The sequence below is a fragment of the Undibacterium sp. TJN19 genome, from assembly GCF_049339485.1.
GTDB lineage: Bacteria > Pseudomonadota > Gammaproteobacteria > Burkholderiales > Burkholderiaceae_D > Undibacterium.
The window spans coordinates 1-455 of record NZ_JBMPPL010000065.1; the positions used below are offsets into that span (position 1 = coordinate 1).

Here is a 455-nt window from a genome sequence, read left to right on the forward strand (position 1 = left end):
CTGAGGAAGCTGAGTTCTTCAAGCAGGTGTTGTTCGCTCAGTATCAGTTTGCAGGCGCTGGTGGCAATCATGTGCTGGAGGCGGCTGGCCGGATAGGCGGGGTCGAGCGGGACGTAGGCGGCACCGGCTTTTAGGATGCCCAGTAAGCCAACGATCATGTCGGCAGAGCGTTCTACGCAGAGACCGACGCAGTTGTCGGCAACGACGCCCTGGGCGATCAGGTAGTGGGCCAGGCGGTTGGCACGGCGGTCGAGTTCGCGATAGCTGATCTGGTGGGCACCATCGACAACGGCGATGGCGTCGGGCTGGTGCAGGGCTTGTCTGGCGAACAGGGTGTGGACGCTCTGGGTGCTGGTGGGTCTTTGGGGACTATCTGTTCTTGCCGCAGGGTTCCAGTCTTGTAGTTGCTGCTGGCGTTCGGCGTCGCTCAGGAAGTCGAGTTCGCCTATGGCTTC

The 455-nt window shown here is 61.5% G+C and carries 1 protein-coding gene; it reads right to left on the reverse strand.

The features are described 5' to 3' along the window. The coding region (locus ACO0LH_RS28540; protein WP_422944533.1) for an AMP-binding protein at nt 1–455 on the reverse strand (455 nt) is incomplete at both ends.